Source organism: Cellulophaga lytica DSM 7489 (genome assembly GCF_000190595.1).
Lineage (GTDB): Bacteria > Bacteroidota > Bacteroidia > Flavobacteriales > Flavobacteriaceae > Cellulophaga > Cellulophaga lytica.
The window spans coordinates 3136565-3154090 of sequence record NC_015167.1 but is presented as its reverse complement, the minus strand read 5'-3'; the positions used below and the strand labels follow the sequence as shown (position 1 = coordinate 3154090).

General features: G+C 31.4%; 16 protein-coding genes. 9 read left to right on the top strand and 7 right to left on the bottom strand.

Going from position 1 to position 17526, the window contains the following annotated elements; translation table 11 throughout:
- Positions 1–103: 103 nt before the first annotated feature.
- The 5 genes from ilvA to ilvD form a co-directional block, all read right to left on the bottom strand.
- Positions 104–1354: a threonine ammonia-lyase IlvA gene (gene ilvA / locus CELLY_RS13830; protein ID WP_013622310.1), complete on the bottom strand. Its 1251-nt coding sequence runs from the start codon at positions 1352–1354 to the stop codon at positions 104–106.
- 70 nt (positions 1355–1424) lie between these two features.
- A complete protein-coding gene (gene ilvC, locus CELLY_RS13825; protein ID WP_013622309.1) occupies positions 1425–2900 on the bottom strand; it encodes a ketol-acid reductoisomerase in 1476 nt (491 codons plus the stop codon).
- Positions 2901–2946: 46 nt separating this feature from the next.
- Positions 2947–3474 carry an acetolactate synthase small subunit gene (gene ilvN / locus CELLY_RS13820; RefSeq protein ID WP_013622308.1) on the bottom strand — a complete coding sequence of 176 codons (528 nt, stop codon included), beginning with the start codon at positions 3472–3474 and terminating at the stop codon, positions 2947–2949.
- Positions 3475–3532: 58 nt separating this feature from the next.
- Positions 3533–5266, bottom strand: a complete 1734-nt coding sequence (ilvB, locus tag CELLY_RS13815; RefSeq protein ID WP_013622307.1) for a biosynthetic-type acetolactate synthase large subunit — start codon at positions 5264–5266, stop codon at positions 3533–3535.
- Between the two features lie 81 nt (positions 5267–5347).
- Positions 5348–7024, bottom strand: coding sequence for a dihydroxy-acid dehydratase (gene ilvD / locus CELLY_RS13810; RefSeq protein WP_013622306.1), 1677 nt, complete (start codon positions 7022–7024; stop codon positions 5348–5350).
- Positions 7025–7564: 540 nt separating this feature from the next.
- Between ilvD and CELLY_RS13805 the strand changes: the two genes are divergently transcribed.
- The 8 genes from CELLY_RS13805 to CELLY_RS13770 all read left to right on the top strand — a co-directional run bounded on the left by CELLY_RS13805 (position 7565) and on the right by CELLY_RS13770 (position 14615).
- Positions 7565–8008, top strand: a complete 444-nt coding sequence (locus CELLY_RS13805) for a hypothetical protein (RefSeq protein WP_013622305.1) — start codon at positions 7565–7567, stop codon at positions 8006–8008.
- 165 nt (positions 8009–8173) lie between these two features.
- Positions 8174–8818 (top strand): SGNH/GDSL hydrolase family protein, encoded by a 645-nt coding sequence (locus CELLY_RS13800; RefSeq protein WP_013622304.1) that lies wholly within the window; start codon positions 8174–8176, stop codon positions 8816–8818.
- Between the two features lie 4 nt (positions 8819–8822).
- Positions 8823–9830: a glycosyltransferase family 2 protein gene (locus CELLY_RS13795; RefSeq protein ID WP_013622303.1), complete on the top strand. Its 1008-nt coding sequence runs from the start codon at positions 8823–8825 to the stop codon at positions 9828–9830.
- A gap of 53 nt (positions 9831–9883) precedes the next feature.
- Positions 9884–11806, top strand: coding sequence for a BatA domain-containing protein (locus CELLY_RS13790; protein WP_013622302.1), 1923 nt, complete (start codon positions 9884–9886; stop codon positions 11804–11806).
- Positions 11803–13059, top strand: a complete 1257-nt coding sequence (locus tag CELLY_RS13785; RefSeq protein ID WP_013622301.1) for a dihydroorotase — start codon at positions 11803–11805, stop codon at positions 13057–13059. The genes CELLY_RS13790 and CELLY_RS13785 overlap by 4 nt, the downstream gene beginning before the upstream one ends.
- 68 nt (positions 13060–13127) lie before the next feature.
- Complete coding sequence (locus CELLY_RS13780) at positions 13128–13550, top strand: hypothetical protein (protein WP_013622300.1); 423 nt, start codon at positions 13128–13130, stop codon at positions 13548–13550.
- 80 nt (positions 13551–13630) lie between these two features.
- Entirely contained in the window at positions 13631–13954 is a 324-nt protein-coding gene (locus CELLY_RS13775) for a hypothetical protein (RefSeq protein ID WP_013622299.1), read from the top strand.
- Between the two features lies 1 nt (position 13955).
- Positions 13956–14615 carry an alpha/beta hydrolase gene (locus tag CELLY_RS13770; protein WP_013622298.1) on the top strand — a complete coding sequence of 220 codons (660 nt, stop codon included), beginning with the start codon at positions 13956–13958 and terminating at the stop codon, positions 14613–14615.
- 72 nt (positions 14616–14687) lie between these two features.
- On the opposite strand, the gene CELLY_RS13765 is transcribed toward CELLY_RS13770, so the two are convergent.
- Together CELLY_RS13765 and CELLY_RS13760 are read right to left on the bottom strand one after the other, a co-directional pair.
- A complete protein-coding gene (locus CELLY_RS13765; protein ID WP_013622297.1) occupies positions 14688–15179 on the bottom strand; it encodes a hypothetical protein in 492 nt (163 codons plus the stop codon).
- A gap of 11 nt (positions 15180–15190) precedes the next feature.
- The gene (locus CELLY_RS13760; protein WP_232228758.1) at positions 15191–15940 is read right to left on the bottom strand and encodes an MBL fold metallo-hydrolase; all 750 of its coding nucleotides are present in this window, start codon (positions 15938–15940) and stop codon (positions 15191–15193) included.
- 106 nt (positions 15941–16046) lie between these two features.
- Here CELLY_RS13760 and CELLY_RS13755 point away from each other — a divergent pair, with 106 nt between their 5' ends.
- A complete protein-coding gene (locus CELLY_RS13755; protein WP_013622295.1) occupies positions 16047–17492 on the top strand; it encodes a hypothetical protein in 1446 nt (481 codons plus the stop codon).
- The last annotated feature ends 34 nt before the right edge of the window (positions 17493–17526 follow it).

The window sequence follows — 17526 nt, the reverse complement described above, 5'->3', positions numbered from 1 at the left end:
CTTACGCTTAAAATTGAGGTTCTAAAGCAATATATTTATTGCTTTAGATACGAAAACGTTTTCAATTTCATTTTTTAATAAAAATTTAGTAAAATGTGTCTTTTTATACTAAATATTGAAACAGGTCTGGTTTATTATTTAAGTAGTCGCCAAAGAAATTATTTTCTTTCATTCTAGCAATTAATGGCTCTAAATCCTCAGGTTTTTTCAACTCTATACCAACTACAGCAGGAGCATTTTCTTTACTAGATTTTTTAGAATACTCAAAATGAGTAATATCATCTGTTGGTCCTAAAATTTCTGCAACAAACTCTTTTAAAGCTCCAGGACGTTGCGGAAAACGTACAATAAAGTAATGCTTTAAATTGGCAAATAACAAAGCACGTTCTTTAATTTCTGCAGTTCTAGTAATATCATTATTACTACCGCTTACAACACAAACCACATTTTTACCTTCTATTTGTTTTGCATATTGGTCTAAGGCTGCAATAGTTAAAGCTCCTGCAGGTTCTACAACAATAGCATCTCTATTATACAAGTCTAAAATAGTTTGACATACTTTACCTTCTGGTACCGTAATAACAGCATCTAAATAATCTTTACAAATCTCAAAAGTTAAATCGCCCACGCGTTGTACTGCAGCACCATCAACAAATTTATCAATTTGTACAAGCTCTGTATTTACTCCGTTTTCTATACTGGTTTTCATAGATGGAGCACCAGCTGGCTCTACTCCTATAATTTTAGTAGTAGGAGATAACGCTTTAAAAACACCACATAAACCAGCAGCTAAACCACCACCGCCAATAGCCACAAAAATATAGTCTATTGTTTTTTTAGATTGATGAATGGCTTCTAAACCAACTGTAGCCTGCCCCTCAATAGTTTTTGGATCGTTAAAAGGGTGTACAAATACCTTTTGGTGCTCCTCACAAAATTGAAGAGCTGCTTTAGAAGAATCGTCAAAAGTATCGCCTTCTAAAACAATAGTAACCCAATCTCCACCAAACATTTCTGTTTGCTCTACTTTCTGTTTTGGCGTAACTGAAGGCATATAAATTGTGCCTTTAATTCCCAAATGGTTACACGCAAAAGCTACACCTTGCGCGTGATTTCCTGCACTTGCACAAACAACACCTTTTTGTCTTTCTTGTGCAGATAATGAGCTTATTTTATTAAAAGCTCCTCTTATTTTATAGGATCTTACACGGTGCAAATCTTCTCTTTTTAAAAGAATATTAGCATTGTATAACTTTGAATAACGTATACTGTCTAATAATGGTGTGGTATCTGCAACTGCACTTATAGTACCAGCCGCTTTGCGAATGTTTTCTATGTTAGGAAAATAGTTCATTTTTAATAAAAAATAAAAACCTGCCTAGTTTCTAAAAAACCAGACAGGCTATAGAATAGTTTGGTTGGGTTTACACTATAGGTTTCATTGCAGTCATAGATGCTCTTAATCTTGCACCAACAATTTCTACCGGATGCTCTCTTAATGCCTTGTTAACGGCAATTAATTTAGCATTATCTACACCATTACCTGCATCTGCAGCATATGGTTTGCCAATAACAGAAGTATTCACTTTAGCCATAAAATCTTTTAATAAAGGCTTACAAGCATGATCAAATAAATAACAACCGTATTCTGCTGTATCAGAAATTACTCTGTTCATTTCAAATAACTTTTTACGGGCAATGGTATTGGCAATAAGCGGTGTTTCATGTAACGACTCATAGTACGCAGATTCTTCAATAATACCAGAATCTGTCATAGCTTCAAAAGCAAGCTCTACACCAGCTCTAACCATAGCAATCATTAACACTCCATTATCATAAAATTCTTGTTCAGAGATTTCTACATCACTAGCCGGAGTTTTTTCAAAATTAGTTTCTCCTGTAGCAGCTCGCCAATCTAGTAAGTTTTTATCTCCGTTAGCCCAGTCTTCCATCATAGTTTTAGAAAACTCACCTTCCATAATATCATCCATATGTTTTTGGAATAATGGACGCATAATATCTTTTAATTCTTCTGCTAACTCAAAAGCTTTTATTTTGGCAGGGTTAGACAAACGATCCATCATATTAGTAATACCACCATATTTAAGACCTTCTGTAACAGTTTCCCAACCATACTGTATAAGTTTAGAAGCATAACCTGCATCTATACCTTCTTCAACCATTTTATCAAAACAAAGTATAGAACCAGTTTGTAACAACCCACAAAGTATGGTTTGTTCTCCCATTAAATCTGACTTTACTTCTGCTACAAAAGAAGATTCTAAAACCCCAGCTTTATGTCCGCCTGTAGCAGCTGCATATGCTTTAGCCTGAGCCAAACCTTTGCCCTCTGGATCATTTTCTGGATGTACAGCAATAAGTGTTGGCACACCAAAACCTCTTTTATATTCCTCTCTAACCTCTGATCCTGGAGACTTTGGTGCCACCATTATAACAGTTAAATCTTTACGTACTTGTGTACCTTCTTCAACAATATTAAAACCGTGAGAATAGGATAATGTAGCACCATTTTTCATTAAAGGCATTACAGTATTAACTACGTTAGTATGTTGTTTATCTGGTGTAAGATTAATTACTAAGTCTGCCGTAGGTATTAACTCCTCATAATTACCAACAGTAAAACCATTTTCTGTTGCATTGTTGTACGATGCTCTTTTTTCTTTTATAGCAGCATCACGCAAAGCATAAGAAATATCTAAACCAGAATCTCTCATATTTAATCCTTGGTTTAAACCTTGTGCTCCACAGCCAATAATTACTATTTTTTTGCCTTTTAATGCTGTTACCCCATCAGAGAATTCTGCAGTATCCATAAATCTACATTTACCCAGCTGGGTTAACTTGTCTCTTAATGATAAGGTGTTAAAATAATTTGACATTTTCTGTACTCTTTTTTATCTCAGTATATAAACTAAGAATGATTAATTAATTATGTTGAAATTCTTCTAATAAACTACTAATACGCATTTCTGCTTTACTCACTGCAATTCTACCAGAGCGTACAAATTGCATTATACCATATGGCTCTAACTGCTCATGCATTTTATTTATTTCTTCTCTTTTTCCTGATTTAGAAAGCACAAAAAAATCGCGTGCAACAGTAACTATTTGCGAGTTATTTTCTTTGATGATGTTTTGAATATTACGCTCATCAAACAATAAATCTGATTTAATTTTAAACAAGGCAGACTCTTGATAAATAATTTCTTCATCATTATGATAAAAAGCCTTAATAACCTCTACTTGTTTTTCTATTTGACCAACAATATTTTTAACCCATTGTTCTGTTGTATTTACAACAATTGTAAATTTAGAAACGCTATTAATTTCAGATTTTGAGACATTTAAAGCCTCTATATTTATATGTCTTTTTAAAAATATGCCCGATATTCTGTTTAACAACCCAACGTTGTTTTCAGAATAAACCGATATGGTATACCAATTATTTTCCATTTTTTTATTGCCCCAATTTCACTTAATTTAAAGTTCCTTTGGAATTTTTTAATTAAACTTATTTTAACCTAACGTCTGATACTGAAGCTCCTGAAGGAATCATAGGAAACACATTATCCTCTTTTTCTACCTTAACTTCTAAAAAATACGGATCTTTTGATGCCAACATTTCTTCTATAGTAGATTTTAATTCGCTACGCTCACTAACTCGTTTAGATTTAATGTGATAGCCCTCTGCTATTTTTACAAAATCTGGATTCACCATTACGGTAGATGCATACCTTTTATCAAAAAATAACTCTTGCCATTGGCGTACCATTCCTAAATGATCGTTATTTAAAACAATAATTTTTACAGGTACATTGTGCTGAAAAATTACGCCCAACTCCTGTATTGTCATTTGATAGCCACCATCACCAATAATAGCAACCACTTCCCTATCCATAGCTCCCATTTTTGCCCCTATAGCAGCTGGTAAGGCAAAGCCCATAGTACCTAAACCACCAGATGTAATGTTACTTTTTGTTTGGTTAAACTTTGCATATCTACAAGCTATCATTTGGTGCTGACCAACATCACTAACAATAACTGCACTGTTGTTAGAAGCAATATTAATTTGCTCTATAACCTCACCCATTGTTAATTTTTCTTTAGTAGGATGAATATCTTTTTCTATAACTGTAGTAAATTCTACTTTGTATTTTTCTTTAAAAACGTTGTGCCAGTCTGTATGTTTATTGTCATTTAAAAGCGGAATTAATGCTTCTAAACTATCTTTAGCATTACCCAATACAGCAACATCTGTAGGAACATTTTTATTTATTTCTGCAGGATCAATATCAAAGTGTATAATTTTAGCCTGTTTAGCATAGCTATCTAAATTACCAGTAACACGATCATCAAAACGCATACCAATAGCAATTAAAACATCGCACTCATTAGTTAATAAATTTGGCGCATAATTACCGTGCATACCAACCATACCAACGTTTAAAGGGTGCTCACTATCTAAAGCTGCTACACCTAAAATTGTCCACGCTGCTGGGATCCCTGCTTTTTCTATAACGGTTTTTAATTGAGCTTCTGCCTCTCCCAAAATTACTCCCTGCCCAAATACTATAAATGGTTTTTTTGCTGAGTTAATTAATGCAGCTGCTGCCTTAACTTGGTTAACATCTACCTTAGGGTACGGATTATAACTACGCACACCTGTACAGGCTTCATAGCTAAAATCTAACTCATCAAATTGGGCATTTTTTGTAATATCTACAAGTACTGGACCAGGCCTACCAGATTTAGCAATGTAAAATGCTTTTGCCAGTATTTCTGGAATTTCTTCTGCCCTAGTAACTTGATAATTCCATTTAGTAACAGGAGTAGATATACCAATAATATCTGTTTCTTGAAAAGCGTCTGTACCTAACAGTTGCCTAGGAACTTGTCCTGTAATACAAACCATAGGAGTAGAATCTATCTGTGCGTCTGCCAGCCCTGTAACTAAGTTTGTTGCTCCCGGACCAGAAGTTGCCATAGCAACACCTACTTTACCAGAAACTCTTGCGTAACCTTGTGCAGCGTGTGTTGCTCCTTGCTCATGACGAGTAAGAATATGTGTTAGTTTATCTTGAAACTTGTATAATTCGTCATAAACAGGCATAATTGCTCCGCCCGGATAACCATAAATTAAATCTACACCCTCTGCTAATAAACAATGTATAATAGCTTCTGCTCCACTAATTTTTATGGTTTTATTATTTTTTGATGTTATCTTTTGTTCTTTTACTGTTTCCATTTTCAAAGAGTTAAAGTAAAAAGTGTTATTGTACTGTTTTAGAGCTTAGACAATAGTACTTTTTCAATTTTTTATTTTTTATTAAAACTCATCTGTAACACAACCTTGGGCTGCAGATGATACTGAACGAGCGTACTTGTACAATACACCTTTTTTAAATTTTAATTCTGGAGCCACCCAAGCAGCTTTACGTTTAGTCAATTCTTCTGGTGTAACATCTACATTAATAGCATTAGTTTCTGCATCTATTGTAATAATATCACCGTCTTTTACAAGAGCAATAGTACCACCATCTTGAGCCTCTGGCGCAATATGACCTACAACAAAACCGTGCGTACCTCCAGAGAAACGACCGTCTGTAATTAAGGCTACGTCTTTACCCAAACCAGCACCCATAATTGCAGCTGTTGGCTTAAGCATTTCAGGCATTCCTGGTCCGCCTTTTGGTCCCTCATACCTTATGACGACTACATCACCTTTTTTAACTTTACCATCTCTAATACCATCATTAGCGTCATACTCACTATTAAAAACCTTTGCTGTTCCTTTAAAAAGTAATCCTTCTTTACCTGTAATTTTTGCTACAGAACCATTTTCTGCCAAATTACCATACAGCATACGTAAGTGACCAGTTGCTTTTATTGGATTTTCTAGAGGACGAATAACATCTTGTCCGTCTATTAAGCTTGGCACATCTTCTAAGTTTTCTGCTAGCGTTTTACCTGTAACAGTTAAACAATCGCCATGTAATAATCCGTTTTCCAATAAATATTTTAATACTGCCGGAATACCACCAATACGGTGTACATCTTCCATTAAATATTTACCACTAGGTTTTAAGTCTGCTATAAAAGGCGTGGTATCACTAATTTTCTGAAAATCCTGAAGCGTAAAATCAATGTCTGCCGCTCTTGCAATAGCTAAAAAATGTAATACTGCATTTGTAGAACCACCCATTATAGTTACCAAACGAATAGCGTTTTCTAAAGATTTCCTAGTAACGATATCTAAAGGTTTTATATCATTTTTTAGTAAGTGATACATTTGTTTACCAGCTGCTACACACTCTTGCTTTTTTTCTTTTCCAATAGCTGGGTTTGATGAATTAAAAGGTAAAGACATACCTAAAGCCTCAATTGCAGAAGCCATAGTATTTGCAGTATACATACCACCGCAAGCACCCGCACCAGGAATAGCTTTTTTAATAATACAGCCAAACTCCTCTTGTTGCATTGTACCTGCTACTTTTTCTCCCCATGCCTCAAATGCAGAAACAATATCTAGTTTTCTATCATTGTGGCAACCAGATGCAATTGTACCACCATAAACTAATATAGATGGTCTATTTAAACGAATCATTGCCATTAAGGCACCTGGCATATTTTTATCACAACCTACAACAGTAACTAAACCATCATAAGACATACCTTGTACAACAGTCTCCATAGAGTCTGCAATAATATCTCTAGACGGTAAAGAAAAACGCATACCAGGAGTACCCATTGATATACCATCACTAACACCAATTGTATTAAATATTAAACCTACAGATTCGTTTGTATTAACACCCTCTTTAACCTCTTTAGCCAAATCATTTAAGTGCATATTACACGGGTTACCTTCGTAACCAGTACTTGCAATACCCACAATTGGTTTACTAAAATCTTCATCTTTAAAACCTATACCATACAACATTGCTTGTGCGGCAGGTTGCGTAGGATCTTGTGTTACATTTTTACTGTACTTATTTAACTCCATTTGGCTATATCTTGTAATTCTTATTGTTTATTGAATATAATTTACTATTCAAATATAATTCTTTCACTTTCTTCATTTTTTTAACATTGTTTTTTAGTATAAATCCAACTTCCTATATATTAATTTAATTAACTGATTTACAACAATATAAAACCATATTTTGTATCACATTCAGCTATTTTATTTCCTTTAATAGTTTAATTAGATAATGGTTGTAATAAAGTTGAAAACAAAAAAAAGCCTGTGTCAATTTTATATGACACAGGCTTTTCTTAAAATCAATATAAGACCGTATCATCCCCAGAGAGAGATAATAATGACTAATACGATAATAATTATGTTGTTTTTCATTGCTGATAGCAATATTAGATATTTTTTATTTATTGACAATATTTTTTTTGAGAAATTACTTAACATCTTCTTAAAAAGTGTGCATTTCATCTAAAAAGCAAAAACTTGTGTGTATTTCATCGAAACGTAAATAATAAACCTAAAAAAGCACGGTTATAATAATCCCAAACCTTATTAAACCTACTATTAATGACATGTTTAGAATGTAAGAAAGAGCTAAGCTATATTGACCATAAAAATGCTATTGATGCATTTGGAGTTGAGTTATGTGCAAAGCATCAAGTGAGATTAAACAGGCTTATTATAAAAAACAATACGCCTAAAGAAGCTATACAGTTATACTATGGTCTTAAAGAGAGAGGCTTAACACCAATGTTAGAATGGTGGGATGGTAAAAAATCTATAGACATTGCTATTTCTAGAGTTAAATTAAATATAGAAATAGATACAGAGTACCATATGCTAACTCATGAACAGGCAATAAACGATTTAGAAGAAGCAATGCATTCTTTTAAAAATGGCTTTACAACTATTCGCATCCCCAACGATTTAATTAAGCATCATTTTACAGAAACTATAAACAACATTCTTGGCATAGTTGAAGGTTTAAATGCTAACATTAAAAAAATATAACAACATATATTCTTATAAAAACTGTATATAAATAGTAATACGTACCTACACCTATTATTTATTTATATACAGTTATTTTTTTCATTTTTTACTACCTTGGTACTTTAATTAACCTAAAAGATGAAAAAAGTAACTACACTTTGTTTTTTAATTTTATGTTTTTTTATGTCATGTACCTCTCAAGCTCAAGACTGGGCCAATTTAAATAAATATAAAAAAGCTAATAAAGAACTAAATACTACTACACCTACAAATAACAATAGAGTTGTTTTTATGGGTAACTCTATTACAGAAGGCTGGAGTAATGCAATGCCTAGCTTTTTTGAAAATAAAAATTATATTAACAGAGGTATAAGCGGGCAAACCACACCCCAAATGCTTATACGTTTTAGGCAAGATGTTATAAACCTAAAACCTAAAGTTGTTGTAATACTAGCTGGCACAAATGATATTGCTGGTAACACAGGCCCTACCACATTAGATGAAATTACCAACAATATAAAAAGTATGTCAGAACTTGCCATTACTAACAATATAAAAGTAATTATTTGCTCTACACTACCTGCTTTTGATTACCCTTGGTCTCCTAACAAAGAGCCTAACATAAAAATACCTGCCCTAAATAAAAAGCTTAAAACCTATGCTAAAGAAAACAATTTAATTTATTTAGATTATTTTTCTGCTATGGCTACTACAGAAAACGGATTACAAAAAGAACACTCTGGTGATGGCGTGCACCCTAATAAAAAAGGATATCAAATTATGGCTCCTTTAGCAGAAACTGCTATAAAAAAAGCACTTAAACAATAGTGCCATGAACACCCCTTTGGTTAGTATTTTAATACCGTTTAAAAATGTTGAGAAATTTTTTGATGACTGCATAACGTCTATAATCTCTCAAACCTATACCAATTGGGAGGTGATTGCTATTAATGATCATTCTACAGACAAAAGTGCTAAAATATTAGAAAAATACACTGCTAAAGATAACAGAATAAAAACTACTTTAAATACTGGAAAAGGCATAATTAACGCGTTGCAGTTAGCTTATAAATTATCTAATGGAAGCTATATTACCAGAATGGATTCTGATGATATAATGATGCCTGAAAAGATTGAGGTTATGCTTTCTTCGCTTTTAAAAAGTGGCAAAAAACATATTGCTGTTGGTAAGGTTAAATACTTTGCAGAAAACGGCGTTAACGAAGGCTATAAAAAATATGAAGCATGGCTAAATAAATTAACTTCAATTGGTACTAATTACACCGAAATATACAAAGAGTGTGTTATACCTTCTCCTTGCTGGATGGTACATAAATCTGACTTTGAAAATGTAGACGCATTTAACCCCAACACATATCCTGAGGATTATGATTTAGCATTTAGATTTTACAAGCACAATATACAATGTATACCATGTAACAGGGTTTTGCATATGTGGAGAGACTATACCACCAGAACATCACGAACCAGTGAGCATTATGCACAAAATTACTTTTTAGATATAAAGCTTGACTATTTTTTAGAGTTAGAATATAGCAAAAACAAAACACTACTTGTTTGGGGTGCCGGTAAAAAAGGAAAAGAAATTGCTAAAAAACTAATTAAAAAAAATATTAACTTTAAATGGGTATGTAACAACCAACAAAAAATAGGTAAAGACATTTACAACATAAAATTACAGCATTTTACAGTCCTCACAGATGTTAAAAATCCTCAAATTATAATTACAGTTGCTAACCAAGAAGAGCAGAAAAGTATAAAAACCTACCTTAATTCTTTAAAAATTAATACAATAAAAGATTATTTTTTCTTTTGCTAAAGTATTATCTGCTTTGCTGCAATTTCATTATATTTGAAAAATCAAATTAAGGAATGCAGTTTAAATATCCGGAACTTCTTTGGGCTTTATTTTTACTATTGGTTCCTCTATTTATTCATCTTTTTCAACTCCGTAGATTTAAAAAAACTCCTTTTACCAACGTTGCAATGTTGCAAAAGGTAAAAACGCAATCCAAAAAAGCTAAAAACTTAAAAAAGTGGCTTCTTTTAATAACTAGACTTTTACTATTTACAGCTTTAATTATAGCCTTTGCTCAGCCTTATTTTGCAAAAAAAGATGTTTTTAAAAAGAGAGAAACTGTCATTTACATAGATAATTCTTTTAGTATGCAAGCTCCTAATAACGGCACAAGTATTTTACAAAGTGCAGTACAAGAGCTGGTAAAAAATACACCAAAAGAAAAAGTTTTTAGTCTTTTTACAAATACAAGCACCTACAAAAATGTAGTTTTAAAAGAAATACAAAATAATTTACTTTCATTAGAGCACAGTAGTAATCAGCTGCATTTAAATGATGTTTTATTAAAGGCAAACACACTATTTAGTTCTAATAACAATAGTATTAAAGATTTAATTATTGTGTCTGATTTTCAACAGAAAACTAATGCTGTAAGTTTAGATAGTACAAAAAATATAAATGTTTACACTGTTAAACAAAAAACCAATAATTTTAATAATATTAGTATTGATAGCATCTATATTTCTAACACAGATGCCAGCAATATAGAGCTAAGTGCTAACCTAACAGCTAATAACAATGTAAAAAACACAGCGGTTGCGCTTTATAATAACGATACATTAATAGCAAAAACATCAGCATTATTTAATTCTTCTAAAAAAGCTGAAGTAAATTTTACATTACCAAAAGACGTTAAAATTAATGGTAAAATAGAGCTTACAGATACAGGTTTACTTTATGATAATAGTTTCTTTTTTAATATAAATAAAAGAGAAAAAATAAAAGTGTTAACTATTTCTAATACAGACAACAACTTTTTAAATAAAATATTTACAGAAGATGAATTTACAACTACTACAACAACAATAAACCAATTAAATTACAGTAAAATTCCTAGCCAAAATTTAATTGTTTTAAACGAAGTAGACTTAATTCCTGAATCTTTAAAAAATGCTATAGTTTCATTTACTAAAAATGGAGGAAGTTTATTAATAATTCCTTCTTTACAAACAGATGCTAATAGCTATAATAATTTACTATCAAACTATTTTAAAACAAACATTAAAGGAACAACTAAAATAGAACGTAAAATTACTGGTATTAATTTTTCTCATACATTATACAAAAATGTATTTCAAAAAAGGGTAACAAACTTTCAGTACCCTACGGTTAATAGCTCTTTAATTGTAACCAGTTCTGCTCCTTCAATTTTAAGCTACCAAGATGGCTCTCCTTTTTTATTAGGAGCAAACGGGGTTTATTTCTTTACCAGTAGTTTAACTACAAAAAACTCTAACTTTAAAGGCTCTCCCCTAATTGTACCTACTTTATATAATATAGGATACAGCAGTTTTAATATACCTAAACTATATGCTACTTTAAATAAAACAACTAATGTAGATGTAGAAACAAAACTAGATAAAGATGTTGTTCTAAAAATTACAAAAGGTAAAACTGAAATTATTCCGCAACAACAAGCATTTACTAATAAGGCAACCTTAACATTTAGTAACACGCCTAAAAAAGCTGGTATTTACAAAATTAAAAAAGCAGACACAGAGCTAGGTTCTATTAGTTTTAATTATAATAGAGATGAAAGTAAATTACAGTATATAGATACTAACACTATAATTAACAGTAAAAATAACGATAGTATTGGTCAATTATTAATCAAATTAGAAAATAACCAAAAGGTACATGAGCTTTGGAAATGGTTTGTTATTTTTGCGTTGTTTTTTTTAGTACTAGAAGTTCTTATTCAAAAATATTTTAAATGAATATATTAATAAAATCTGCCAAAATTTTTGATAAATCAAACAAAGATATCCATCTAAAAACTAAAGATATTTTAGTTCTAAATGGTGTTATTAGTAAAATTGCAGATACTATAACTCCAGAAAAAAATACATCTGTCATATCTAAAAAAAACTTATGCATATCTATTGGCTGGTTAGATACTAGCGTATCATTTGGAGAACCTGGTTTTGAAGAAAGAGAAACAATAGCAAACGGATTAAAAACTGCTGCTAAAGGCGGCTTTACAGACATTATATTAAATACCAACACAAATCCAATTCCGTATACAAGCTCTACTATTGCTTTTATAAAAAATAAAGCAAGCCAAGAAACAACAAGTTTACATCCGCTAGGTGCATTAACTGTAAATAGTGAAACTGTAGATTTAGCAGAATTGTATGATATGAAAAACGCTGGCGCAGTTGGGTTTTCTGATTACAAAAAAGCAACTAGCAACTCTAACCTATTAAAAATAGCATTGCAGTATGCTCAAAATTTTAATGGATTAATTTATTCATTTCCGTTAGATACTAAAATTGCTGGTAAAGGGATAGTTAATGAAGGAGATGTTTCTACAAGTCTTGGATTAAAAGGAATTCCTGCATTAGCTGAGGAGCTACAAGTAGCCAGAGATTTATTTATTTTAGAATACACAGGAGGTAAATTACACATACCAACAATATCTACTGCAGGGTCTGTAAAATTAATATCAGACGCTAAGAAAAAAGGACTAGATGTAAGTTGTAGTGTTGCTTTATATAATTTACTTTACACAGATAGCAAGCTAACAGAATTTGACACAACATATAAAGTATTACCTCCATTACGAACCAAAAAAGACAAAACAGCACTAATTAACGCTGTTAAAAATGGCACTATAGATTTTGTAACTACAGATCATACGCCTTTAGATATTGAACAGAAAAAAATTGAGTTTGATAATGCAGCTTACGGCACCATAGGTTTAGAGTCGTCATTTGGTTTATTAAATACTATTTTTGATACCGAAACAACTGTAGAAATTTTAACAAAAGGCAGAGAACGCTATGGTTTACAAAAACCAGAAATAAAAGAAGGCAAAACAGCTTGTTTTACTTTATTTGATGAAGATACACAACATTTTATAAGTAAAAACACATCTATAAGTACTGCTAAAAACTGTATGTTTTTTGAAGAAAAGTTAAAAGGTCAAGTTTTTGGTATTTTAAATAAGGATAGGGTAAAAATACTTTAAACTATTTAGTTGCGTTATTAAAAAGACTAATAGATAGTCAACTTTTTTAACCAACTAATTAATAAATTATGATTTTTGGAATTACGTTAATAATACTAGGCATTTTAGCCGCACCATCTTTACTATTATCTAGAAAACCTGATGCACAAGAACTTTTAGACAAAATTACACCTTACCAAGGCTGGATAGGTTTAGCATTTTGTGTTTGGGGAGTTTGGGGAATTATTTCCTCTATATTAAACCTTGGGTGGCTTACCACTTATCCTATTTATTGGGCAACTTTTTTAGCTGTAAATGTACTTTTAGCTGCTTTAGGATTTATTTTAGGTTACGGAATGATAAACAAACATTTATTATCTAAAAATGAAGAAGCAAAAGCAAAAGGGGAACTTTTATTAGCAAAACTAAGACCTTTACAAGGTAAATTAGGTATTGCCGCAATTGCTTTAGGAGTTTGGCAAATTATTACTAAACTATTATTCTTTGTGTAATTACAATATAATATATAAAAAGAGGTCTTAATTAGACCTCTTTTTTTTTGCAAAATTTTTACCTTGCACAAAAAAATATAATGAGTACAAATCCTAAAGGAAAAACTACAGCAATAGTGTCTTACTTAACTGGTGTAGGTACATTAATAGCAATTACAATGAATATGGATGACAAGCACGACTTTGCTCGTTTTCATATTAGACAAAACTTTGGTTTAAACTTATTTTTTTTAGGTTTTGCGTTATTTATTAGTCAATGGTTAAACCTGTATGCTTCGGCCGGTTTATACATATCTTACATAGTACTATGGACCTATGGGTTTATTGGTATGTTAAACAACAAAAAACAAGCAATTCCATTTATTGGAAAAGCATCTCAAAAATGGTTCACTTTTATAAATTAGTATGACTACAGCACCTTTATCCTTAGAACACATAATAAAACCAGCAACTATAGAGCAAGATAAAACCCCTGTTTTATTTATGCTACACGGTTACGGTAGTAATGAAGAAGATCTTTTTTCTTTTGCTCCAGAATTACAAAAAGAACTTTGTATTATATCTGTACGTGCTCCCTACCCTATGCAGCCTTACGGCAATGCTTGGTATGCTATAAATTTTGATGCAGAAAAAGGAAAATGGAGTGATGATGAACAAGCTGCAGAGTCTATACAAAAAATACTAAATTTTATAGATGAAGCTTGTAATACTTATAACTTAGATAAAGATAATGTTACACTTTTAGGATTTAGTCAAGGTGCAATTTTAAGTTACGCAACGGCAATTTCTTATCCTGAAAAAGTAAAAAATGTAATAGCTTTAAGTGGTTATATTAATGAAAATTTAATAGATAAACTTAAGACAGACAAAGATCCTAGTAAACTAAACATTTATGCCTCTCATGGCAGTGTAGACCAAGTAATACCAGTAAGTTGGGCTCAAAAAACACCAAATTATTTAAAAAACTTAGGCATAACTTGCACTTATGAAGAGTACCCTGTTGGGCACGGTGTTGCCCCACAAAATTTTTATTCGTTTAAAGAGTGGTTGTCTACTAAAATATAGTTTTAAATTTTAGTAAAAAATAAAGCCCCTGAATTGTAATTCAGGGGCTTTATTTTAAACTCTGCAAATACATTAGTCTCTACGGTACAATAAATGATCCATCATAGTAAAGTCTACACCTAAATCATCTTTAAGGTCATACTTAATAAGTAATTCTCCCCAATATTTACCATCAGAAAAATCTGCAATAATCCATTTATGGTTTAAAACTTTAATTTTATTTATTTTAAAATCTCCTTCCATACCTTCATAAGGCACTAATGGGTTATCTCCCTTAGCTTCATTGGTTTCAATTAACTTATCTTCAATATATCTTGTAGGGTTTTCTAATTTTAAGTGATCAAAATTAGTTAATGCATCATCATTATTTTCTAGTAAAAAATATTTGAGATCTAGCTCTTTAATAGTAGCCTTTTGTATAGAGTCTTCAAGCGTTTCTATTTGAGTTTGTAATTTAGCAAATTTAGTGTTTGTAGCATCTATCATTTTATTTGCACTTACAAACTGATATAATGCAATTAATGCTGCAAAAATAAATAGGTATAAATATAAATACTTTTTCATTTGGTATTATTCTAAATGTTTATGGTTAAATTATCGTAGGCCAAATGTACATTATTTGGCAAAGATTTTTCTACTTCTTCATGAAAACCTAATAAATGGCTTATGTGTGTTAAATACGCTTTTTTAGGTTTAACAACAGCAATAAACTCTAATGCTTCTTCTAAATTAAAGTGAGAGTGATGCGCCTCTAAACGTAACGCATTCACCACCAATACATTTACATCTTTTAACTTTGCTATTTCTTCTTTAGAAATACTTTTTACATCTGTTAAATACACAAAATCATCTATTCTAAAACCAAAAACCTCTAATCTATTATGTAATGCTTTAATAGGTATAGCTACTTTGTTTCCTATTTTAAAAGGTGTATTTTCTTTAATTTCATGTATAGCTACAGCTGGTGCGCCAGGATACCTGTTTATATCAGCAAAAATGTATGCAAATCTTTTTTTTAATGCTTGTATTACCTGGTTATCTGCGTATATGGGTATATCTCCTTGTCTAAAGAAAAATGGTCTTATGTCATCTATACCCGCAGTGTGGTCTGAGTGTTCATGGGTAAACAAAATACCATCTAAATTAGGAATGGGATTTTGCAGCATTTGCTGTCTAAAATCTGGACCACAATCTATTACAAAGTTATAGTTGTCCCATGAAATTAAAACAGATACTCTTAATCTTTTATCCTTTGGATTTTTACTTAAACATACAGGATGCTTACTACCTATAACTGGTATTCCTTGAGAAGTTCCTGTACCCAAAAATGTGATTTTTAACAATTCGGCCTTTTTTATCAAATTTATAACATATTTATTTAATAGATAAATCTATCTTGTTAACTTTGTATACCGTAAAAAACAACAAAGAATGTCATCAGTCTTAAAAAAAGATTTTGCTTTTGAGAATATTCCTTCTACTAAAGCCAAAACCCTAAGAATAAATTTAAATCCTGATATCTACGGTACTTTTGCAGAAATTGGTGCCGGACAAGAGACTGCCAGACACTTTTTTAGATCTGGTGGCGCATCTGGAACCATTGCCAAGGCAATGAGTGCGTATGATAAAGATTTTAGTGACGCCATTTATGGTGTAGAAAACGATGGTAGATACGTTACCCAAGCCCGTTTAAAAACGATGCTTTCCCACGAAATGGGACTTATGGAGGAACGTATTAGTAGAGAAAAACATCCAGAGCGTTTATTTTTCTCTTATGCAAATACTGTTGCTACCATAGATTTTGCTAAAAAATACAAAGGTCACGGTTGGGTAGGTATCCGTTTTCAGCTAGATCCAGATCAAAAAGAATTTGACGAAATAATTATGCATGTTCGTTTTAAACAAAACGAAGCTAGATTACAACAAGAAACTTTAGGTATTTTAGGTGTTAACCTTATTTATGGTGCTTTTTACAAATATCATAAACCTCGTAAGCTACTTAAATACCTTTATGACCATATAGACAAGGATACTGTAGAAATTGATATGATTAATTTCTCTGGTCCTAATTTTGAAAAAGTAGACAACAGGCTAATTAGCTTACAGTTAATTAAAAATGATATGACCGATGCTGTTATGTTTGGCCCTGATGGTAACAACTTGTTGCCTGCTGCTGTTTTATACAAAAAAAATATACTTGCGTTGCGTGGTAGTTATAGACCAGTAACCAAAGTTAATATGGATATGTTTGAAAAATCTCATAATATTTTTATGAATGAACAAACAGTTAATCCAGATAAAACTATTGTAATTTTTGAAATTACGCTGGCAAACTTAAAAGCTAGTGGAGAAATAGATGAGCAAGATTTTATGGACAGAGCAGAACTTTTATGTTCTCTTGGCCATACTGTAATGATTTCTAAATTTCAAGAATACTTTAGACTTGTAGAGTATTTTAGCAATTATACAAAAGCTAAAATTGGTTTAACAATGGGAGTTAATAACCTTGTAGAGGTTTTTGATGAAAAGTATTACAGACATTTAAGTGGTGGTATACTTGAGGCTTTTGGTAAATTATTCTTTAAAGATTTAAAGGTATACTTATACCCAATGAAAAACGAAGAAACTGGTCAGATAATGACAAGTAACAACGTTAAAGTACACCCAAGAATGAAAGAGCTTTACAAATTCTTTAAGTATAACGGTAAAGTAATGGATATTTTTGATTATGATCCGGAGATTTTACATATTTTCTCTAGAGATGTATTAAAGAAAATTACCAACGGAGATAAAGACTGGGAAAAAATGTTACCAGAAGGTATTGCCGAAATTATAAAACGAAAAGAGTTATTTGTACGTAAGGCAGATAAAAAATAATTAAAAAAGCCACATTTTAAATGTGGCTTTTTTT

Bases quoted from the DNA above. Each gene is read 5' to 3' on its own strand.
- ilvA (WP_013622310.1), bottom strand. From the start codon at position 1,354: ATGAACTATTTTCCTAACATAGAAAACATTCGCAAAGCGGCTGGTACT.
- ilvC (WP_013622309.1), bottom strand. From the start codon at position 2,900: ATGTCAAATTATTTTAACACCTTATCATTAAGAGACAAGTTAACCCAG.
- ilvN (WP_013622308.1), bottom strand. From the start codon at position 3,474: ATGGAAAATAATTGGTATACCATATCGGTTTATTCTGAAAACAACGTT.
- ilvB (WP_013622307.1), bottom strand. From the start codon at position 5,266: ATGGAAACAGTAAAAGAACAAAAGATAACATCAAAAAATAATAAAACC.
- ilvD (WP_013622306.1), bottom strand. From the start codon at position 7,024: ATGGAGTTAAATAAGTACAGTAAAAATGTAACACAAGATCCTACGCAA.
- CELLY_RS13805 (WP_013622305.1), top strand. From the start codon at position 7,565: ATGACATGTTTAGAATGTAAGAAAGAGCTAAGCTATATTGACCATAAA.
- CELLY_RS13800 (WP_013622304.1), top strand. From the start codon at position 8,174: ATGTCATGTACCTCTCAAGCTCAAGACTGGGCCAATTTAAATAAATAT.
- CELLY_RS13795 (WP_013622303.1), top strand. From the start codon at position 8,823: ATGAACACCCCTTTGGTTAGTATTTTAATACCGTTTAAAAATGTTGAG.
- CELLY_RS13790 (WP_013622302.1), top strand. From the start codon at position 9,884: ATGCAGTTTAAATATCCGGAACTTCTTTGGGCTTTATTTTTACTATTG.
- CELLY_RS13785 (WP_013622301.1), top strand. From the start codon at position 11,803: ATGAATATATTAATAAAATCTGCCAAAATTTTTGATAAATCAAACAAA.
- CELLY_RS13780 (WP_013622300.1), top strand. From the start codon at position 13,128: ATGATTTTTGGAATTACGTTAATAATACTAGGCATTTTAGCCGCACCA.
- CELLY_RS13775 (WP_013622299.1), top strand. From the start codon at position 13,631: ATGAGTACAAATCCTAAAGGAAAAACTACAGCAATAGTGTCTTACTTA.
- CELLY_RS13770 (WP_013622298.1), top strand. From the start codon at position 13,956: ATGACTACAGCACCTTTATCCTTAGAACACATAATAAAACCAGCAACT.
- CELLY_RS13765 (WP_013622297.1), bottom strand. From the start codon at position 15,179: ATGAAAAAGTATTTATATTTATACCTATTTATTTTTGCAGCATTAATT.
- CELLY_RS13755 (WP_013622295.1), top strand. From the start codon at position 16,047: ATGTCATCAGTCTTAAAAAAAGATTTTGCTTTTGAGAATATTCCTTCT.